This window comes from Bradyrhizobium uaiense (assembly GCF_010811875.1).
Taxonomy (GTDB): Bacteria; Pseudomonadota; Alphaproteobacteria; order Rhizobiales; family Xanthobacteraceae; genus Bradyrhizobium; species Bradyrhizobium uaiense.
On the sequence record NZ_VKHP01000390.1, the window covers coordinates 1 to 5,465 of the forward strand.

Annotated in this window: 6 protein-coding genes; 2 read left to right on the forward strand and 4 right to left on the reverse strand. The window is 63.7% G+C overall.

The genetic code is table 11. The features are described from left to right. Positions 1-489: 489 nt before the first annotated feature. Positions 490-1,053 (reverse strand): TetR family transcriptional regulator, encoded by a 564-nt coding sequence (locus FNJ47_RS44350; protein ID WP_163162859.1) that lies wholly within the window; start codon positions 1,051-1,053, stop codon positions 490-492. A gap of 112 nt (positions 1,054-1,165) precedes the next feature. Between FNJ47_RS44350 and FNJ47_RS44355 the strand changes: the two genes are divergently transcribed. Then, a complete protein-coding gene (locus tag FNJ47_RS44355; RefSeq protein ID WP_163162861.1) occupies positions 1,166-1,819 on the forward strand; it encodes a glutathione S-transferase in 654 nt (217 codons plus the stop codon). Positions 1,820-1,938: 119 nt separating this feature from the next. Here the strand turns inward: FNJ47_RS44355 and FNJ47_RS44360 are convergent, their stop codons facing one another. Both FNJ47_RS44360 and FNJ47_RS44365 read right to left on the reverse strand, forming a co-directional pair. Beyond that, positions 1,939-2,538, reverse strand: a complete 600-nt coding sequence (locus FNJ47_RS44360; RefSeq protein WP_163162863.1) for an NADPH-dependent F420 reductase — start codon at positions 2,536-2,538, stop codon at positions 1,939-1,941. A 26-nt stretch (positions 2,539-2,564) separates the two neighbouring features. Then, positions 2,565-3,299, reverse strand: coding sequence for an SDR family NAD(P)-dependent oxidoreductase (locus FNJ47_RS44365; RefSeq protein WP_163162865.1), 735 nt, complete (start codon positions 3,297-3,299; stop codon positions 2,565-2,567). 290 nt (positions 3,300-3,589) lie between these two features. Between FNJ47_RS44365 and FNJ47_RS44370 the strand changes: the two genes are divergently transcribed. Next, positions 3,590-4,486: a LysR family transcriptional regulator gene (locus FNJ47_RS44370; RefSeq protein ID WP_163162867.1), complete on the forward strand. Its 897-nt coding sequence runs from the start codon at positions 3,590-3,592 to the stop codon at positions 4,484-4,486. Between the two features lie 32 nt (positions 4,487-4,518). Here FNJ47_RS44370 and FNJ47_RS44375 read toward each other — a convergent pair whose 3' ends face one another. Then, the gene (locus FNJ47_RS44375) at positions 4,519-5,157 is read right to left on the reverse strand and encodes a glutathione S-transferase family protein (RefSeq protein ID WP_163162869.1); all 639 of its coding nucleotides are present in this window, start codon (positions 5,155-5,157) and stop codon (positions 4,519-4,521) included. Between the last annotated feature and the right edge of the window lie 308 nt (positions 5,158-5,465).

The following is a 5,465-nucleotide window of genomic DNA, read 5'->3' on the forward strand; positions in this document are numbered from 1 at the left end:
CGCCATCCGCTTCCACGCCGCGTCGCTCAATACCAAACGGTCCATCACACCCAAGACGGCCTCCCCAAAAGCAGCCTTGAATCTGATTTGCTCCTAAAAGGGAATCCTTAGAGTCCACACCACCTAGTGGTAGGTGTCTTCGTGCAAACGCAATTGCGTTTGCACGGACGGTGACAACAAAGCCCAGTCTCGCCGGGGAGAGCACGAAGTAAGCCGCACAACCATCGCGCAGGGAAGGCCGGGTTGCTCCCGGTTACACCTGTGGTCCTACCCCCCCGTGCTTTCTACCTATTGCACGGGGCCCATGGGTGCGATCGGCGCCCGGTCTTCCCTGCGCCCTCTGCCAAGTGAGAGGGCAAAACGACACGCAAGGCTCGGACGTTTCAGTCGCGAGAATGCCGTTGCATGCCCTTGCGCTGGTTGAAGCGCGCAGGGTGGATCAGCCGGAGGCGTGATGCACCACGTCAGCTGGAGTGAGCCATGGAAGACCTACTTCGGCAGCAGACCCGCGGCGCGATAGCTGTCGATCGTCGTGTCGTAGAGCGAAATATCGGATCGGCTTCTGGCGATGAGCTGCGCGCCGGCGACGGCGGCGAAGATGGCGCGGGCCCGCTGCTGGCTCTTTTTCGAGTTGGCCAGGCCCGCGGCCACCAACAGCTTGCTCAGCCATGCCACGTTGACGTCGGCAAAGGTCTGGACCTCCTTCTTCACTGCGTCCGGCAGGTCGTCGACCTCCGCGGACATGAAGCTGCAGAGGCACATGCGATTGTTGCTCTCGAGCGCTTTGCGAAACATTTCGGGATATCGACGCAGGCAGCGGACAGGATCGGCCGTTTCTGCCAGCATCGCGTCGAGTTGGGCGGCGGTGTCCTCCCAGTAGCGTCGCGCGACGGCTGTGCCGAGTTCGGCCTTGCTCGGGAAATGGTGGTAGATGCTGGCGGCCTTGATCCCGACGTCGTCCGCGAGATCGCGGAAATTCAGGCCGCCATAGCCGCGCGCCTGCGCGGTCCGCTTTGCTGCCGCCAAGATGGCCTCCCGCGCGCTCGAACTCACCTCGTCGCCTCACTGCTTCGTTATCTACCAAGTGTTAGGTAGGGCTTGACCGGCCGGATTGGAAGTCTTCATATCGGCCCTACCAAGTGACAGGTAGACAATAGGAGTCATGATGAAGATTTACGATTGGCCGACCGGCCCATATCCGGCCCGGGTTCGCATCGCCCTGGCCGAGAAGCACCTGCGGTCGCAAGTGGAGTTCGTATTGGTCGATCTCTACAAGGGCGAGCATAAGAAGCCCGAATTCCTGGCCAAGAACTACTCCGGCACGCTGCCGGTGCTCGAACTCGACGACGGGACCTTCATTGGCGAGTGCACTGCCATCACCGAGTACCTCGACGCGCTCGATGGCGCGCCGACGCTGACCGGCAGGACGCCGCGGGAAAAGGGCGTGATCCACATGATGAGCAAGCGCGCCGAACTGGAGGTGCTTGACGCCATCAGCGTCTATTTTCACCACGCCACGCCGGGTCTAGGGCCGCATGTCGAGATCTATCAGAACCCCGAATGGGGATTCCGTCAGCGCGACAAGGCCCTCAGGGGGATGCACTACTTTGACGGCATCCTGAAACGGCAGCCGTTCGTCGCCGGCGAGGCGTTCACGATGGCCGATATCACCCTCATAGGCGGCTTGATCTTCGCGGGACTCGTGAACGTGCCGGTGCCGGCGGAGTACGAGACTCTCTCGGCATGGTATGCACGGATGCAGGAGCGTCCTAGCGTCAAGAACCGGATAACGATGTCCGAGTCCATCAAGGCATCTTGATTGAGCAAGCGTGGTCCGCAATGATCGAAGCGATTTCCTGTCCGCGTGTGCGCGGTGGCCCGCATGTCGCTGTGCTCATGCGGGCCACTCGCTCCCGGGGTCAATCACACGATCGCAGATCATTGCTCCTTCTTGAACAGATCCTGGAAGATCAGCGGGCCCCAGACCCGGCCGCGTGCGTGCACCAGCGCGCCGCCCTCGTTGAGCTTTCCGAGCTTGACCGGTGCGAACCCGAGTTGCTTGGCCAGGACTTCGACCGGAGCGATCGCGTCGTCGTCGTCACCAGAGAGGAAGACCACCCGGTGGCCGCCCTCGACGACCGGATCGGCAGCCAATTTGGCCGCAACCAGGTGATTGAAGCCTTTGACATACCTGGCGCCCGTGAACGCCTTCGCGGCGAAGGCGGAGGAGAGGAGACCATCGAGCTCCTCAAGCGGGACCAACGCGTTCATCGCGTCGATCACGGTCTTGCCGTTCCAGCTCGGCAGCCCCTTCGCAACCTCGCGATGCTCCCCGAACGGGACCGCCAGGATGATGGTGTCGGCCTCGATTGCATCCCGCAGCGATTTGGCGACGACCGTGGGTCCGATTGCCTGAGCCTGCGGCGCCAACGCCGCGGGCGGCCGGCGGCTCGCGACGGCCACCTCGATGTTCTTGCGGGCGAAGGCCCGGGCGAGGGCCTGGCCTACCGCGCCGAAGCCGACAATTGCATAGCTCATGATACGTTCTCCGATCAGGTGCGATGTCAGATGGCCGAGAAGCCGCCGTCGACAGACAACTCGACCCCATTCACGAAACTGGAATCGTCAGAGGCAAGAAACACCGCGGCCGCCGCAATTTCCTCGGGACGCCCCATCTTTCCTCGCGGGATCAGGGATTCGAACATCCGCTTCGCCTCCTCGGTGAGGACCTGGTCCTGCATCGGCGTGGCGATCGGCCCCGGGCTCAGCACGTTCACCCGGATATTCCTGCCCTTGAGTTCGTTGAGCCAGGTGCGTGCGAATGAGCGCAACGCCGCCTTGCTCGCCGCATACACGCCGTAACCAGGAAAACCTTTCACCGAAGCAACCGACCCGGTCATGAAGATCGATCCGCCATCGTTGAACAGCGGCAACGCTTTCTGAACCGCAAACAGCGTGCCGCGCGTATTCAGGCCGAAGGCCGCATCGAAATGCTGCTCGGTAATCTGGCCCAGCGGGACGGCTTCGCCGATGCCAGCGCTCGCGTACAGCACGTCGATCTTGCCTTTTTCCCGCTTGACCGTGTCGAACAGGCGGTCGAGGTCGTCGAGATTGGCCGCGTCGCCGCGCACGCCGGTGACGTTCCGGCCAATCAGCCCGACGGCCTCATCGAGCGCCTCCTGCCTCCGGCCCGTGATGAAAACATAGGCGCCTTCTTCAACGAACCGCTTCGCGCTCGCCAGCGCCATGCCGCTCGATCCACCCGTGACGACTGCAACCTTACCCTCAAGCTTTCCCATGACTTCTCCTTTCAGACCCCACCTTTGACTGGTCCGGGGCGGTCCCCGAGAGCCCGAGATAGGGCCGTCTGCGTCGGGCGTTGAGTGCGGAAGCGCGCACATCGGTGGTGCGAAATCGATCCGGCCGGACGCTTGACGCCGGCGGCGAGGAGCCGTGCCCGCCGTTCGGGGAATTGGGCCGCGCGCTTGCCGGCATAGGCTTTGATGACCACCCGTGTCCCCCCACATACGAGATGCTGACGGTTGGATACGAGCTTTGGAAGGGGCACCGCGCGGTGCCGGATTGCACCATGATCGACTGGGACGACGTTCGCTACTTTCTTGCCGTTGCGCGCGGAGGCTCGGTGCGGGCTGCCGCCGAGCGCCTCGGGGTCAATCACTCAACCGTGCTCCGACGCATCGCCCAGCTCGAGGAACGCCTCGGTGCACAGATGTTCGAAAAGCTGCCTTCGGGCTACCGCCTGACGGTTGCAGGGGAGGAGGTCCTTGAGTTCGCGGACCAGATGGAAGCGTCGTCGCACCAGCTGGAGACGCGCGTCTTCGGGCGCGACCAGAGTGTGCGCGGGCGTCTGCGGGTCACGCTGGCACCGCCTCTCGTGACGCACCTGCTGATGCCGGACTTCGCCGACTTCGCGCGCCTGCATCCGGACATCGAGATGGACATCCTGTCGTCCGGCGAGCTGGCAAATCTGACCAACCGGGAGGCCGACGTCGCGATCCGCGTCGTCTACGACCGCAAGACCCTGCCGCTCAATCTTCACGGCCAGAAGGGACCGGAGCTGTTCGGCGGCATCTATATGTCCCGCGATCGACTGGCCGCGTGGCGGGCGGGCGCGCCTGATCCCATCAGGTGGATCGTCATCAGCATTCACGGAATCCCGGACTGGGCCCACGAGGGCGAGGTTCGCGCCACGGGGGTTCCGTTCAGGATCACGGATGCCGAGGCGCAGATCGTTGCAGTACGGCAAGGGCTCGGGATGACGACACTGCCGTGCTTCATTGGAGATGCCGACCCTCTGCTGGTGAGGGTGCCGGGCACCGACCTTCACATGTACGGAACGCTCTGGCTTCTCACCCAGGGGGAGACACGCAAGACGAAGCGCGTGCGGTTCTTCACGGAGTTCGTATCCCGCAGGCTCGCCGCTTACGCTCCGCTTCTCGCAGGGCTGTCCATATCGCGCGACTGACGCGCGGCCGGTCGTCGTCGGCGCGTCACCGGCTAGCGCGTGTTGACCGCTCGCTGCGCCTCAAACGCCCGCCGGTAAGCCGGCCGCGCTTCGCCGCGGGCGACGTAGGCTGCAAGGCCCGGATATTCGTCGAGAATGCCCGATGCCCTCAATCTGAGCAGCACCGACACCATCATCAGGTCGCCCGCGCTGAACGCGCCGTCGAGCCAGTCGGCATCGCCGAGGCGGGCGGCGAGTTGGTTCAGCCGGTCGCGGACGCGATCCATGACCAGGGGCAGGCGTTCCTTGGTCCATGGCTTGTCGCTCTCCAGAATCCTGGCGGTCATGAGTTCGAGGATCGGCGGTTCGACCGTGTTGACCGCGGCAAACATCCAGCTGATGGCGCGGGCGCGGGCATTGGCGTCGTCAGGCAGCAGGCCCGCATGACGCTCGGCGATATGGAGCACGATCGATCCGGTCTCGAACAGCGCGAGATCGCCTTCCTCATAGGTCGGGATCTGGCCGAACGGATGCAGCACCAGATGCGCCGGCTCTTTCATCGCCTGGAACGAAACGAGACGAACCTCGTAGGGCTGGCCCACTTCCTCCAGCGCCCATCGGACGCGGGTATCGCGCGCCAGCCCCTTGCCGCCGTCGGGTGAGCGATCGAAAGCGGTGATGGTGGGGGGCATCGTTTCTCTCCGTGTGCTTGCGTCTCGAGGACGAACGAGCGGCGCGTATTCCGACAGGCGATGTTGGATTATTTGGGCCGCAAGCGTCCCTGCGACCTTCGCCGGGCGGAGCGAAGAGCAAAGCTCGGGTAACTCGTGTCGCGAGAATGCGAACGTATAACTCGTGATGGTGCAACATATTCACCGTCGTCCCGGCCTAGTGCGCAATTGCGCACGGGGGCCGGGACCATAACCCCAGATGTAAATTGTTGAGTGATGCTGAAACGACGAGTTCCCACGCGACGCCTGCCGCGGCGTATGGGTCCCGG

Coding starts and splice junctions, on each gene's coding strand:
- FNJ47_RS44355 (WP_163162861.1), top strand. CDS start 1,166: ATGAAGATTTACGATTGGCCGACCGGCCCATATCCGGCCCGGGTTCGC.
- FNJ47_RS44360 (WP_163162863.1), bottom strand. CDS start 2,538: ATGAGCTATGCAATTGTCGGCTTCGGCGCGGTAGGCCAGGCCCTCGCC.
- FNJ47_RS44365 (WP_163162865.1), bottom strand. CDS start 3,299: ATGGGAAAGCTTGAGGGTAAGGTTGCAGTCGTCACGGGTGGATCGAGC.
- FNJ47_RS44370 (WP_163162867.1), top strand. CDS start 3,590: ATGATCGACTGGGACGACGTTCGCTACTTTCTTGCCGTTGCGCGCGGA.
- FNJ47_RS44375 (WP_163162869.1), bottom strand. CDS start 5,157: ATGCCCCCCACCATCACCGCTTTCGATCGCTCACCCGACGGCGGCAAG.